Here is a 914-nt window from a genome sequence, read left to right as displayed (position 1 = left end):
CGGTGGTGATGCCCTGGATGCGCGGGCGCATGAACTGGGGTGAGGCCGGGACGAGTCCGTCGATCCGGTTGGCCCGCATCTTGTACTGGAACTGCACCGGCGGCAGGTCCTTCAGCTCCGCCTGGCCGTTGCTGGGCACCCGCTGGACGGAGTCGAGCTGCAGCAGGTGCTTCGTCCCGTCACCGGGATCGGCCAGCTCCTGCGTCAGATTGTACGTGTCGACCGTGCGCGGCCCGTTGTCGACCTGGATCCGGGTGCTGATCGAGGTCAGGCGCTTGGTGGTGAAGAAGGTCGGCGAGCCGTTGGTGCAGCTGCTGTCGGTGCAGATCTGGTCGATCGGGGTGTCCGGCCAGGAGGTGGCGTTGGCGGTGGTGCGCTGGTCCTCCGAGCAGGTGATCGCCCCGCTGGGCAGGCAGCGTTCGGCGGTGGTGAAGAGCACCTGGGCCGCCGGAGTCGCGGCGCCCTTGGCGGCCAGCTGCTCGTCCAGGCGGTGGCCGTAGTCGATCTCCTGGACGTACCCGGCCCGCTGGTAGTCGGTGAGGGTGCCGTTGCTGCCGCCCTGGATCCGGCCGCGCTGGTACTTGTTGCCCTCGGTCGCGTACCTGTACGTGGTGAGGTTGCCGTGCGGGTCGACGATGTAGTCGAGCTGCCAGCGCCAGGCCATCTGGCACCAGGAGCCGTTGCCCTGAGCGGAGTTGTAGCACGGGTCGCCGCTCTTGGGCGAGTACACCGGCACCGTGAGCACGGAGTTCGCCGCCGGGTCCGAGCCGTCGCCGCCCGGCAGGTGGTTGAGGCCGAAGTAGAACTGGATGCCGTCCGGCGTGGTGATCCGCCAGTACTCGCGGCCGTTGTAGTCGACGTCGCCCGCGCCCTTCGGCGCCCCGGTCAACTGCTCGACCTTCGTGCCGTCGTCG

General features: G+C 69.0%; 1 pseudogene. It reads right to left on the bottom strand.

The window, feature by feature from the left end:
- A pseudogene (locus VM95_RS37720) lies at nt 1-914 on the bottom strand (polymorphic toxin-type HINT domain-containing protein); the annotation flags it as partial.

The sequence above is a fragment of the Streptomyces rubellomurinus genome, from assembly GCF_000961885.1.
GTDB lineage: Bacteria > Actinomycetota > Actinomycetes > Streptomycetales > Streptomycetaceae > Kitasatospora > Kitasatospora rubellomurina.
Note: the sequence above shows the minus strand (reverse complement) of the source record. Positions and strands in the feature narration are given on the sequence as shown.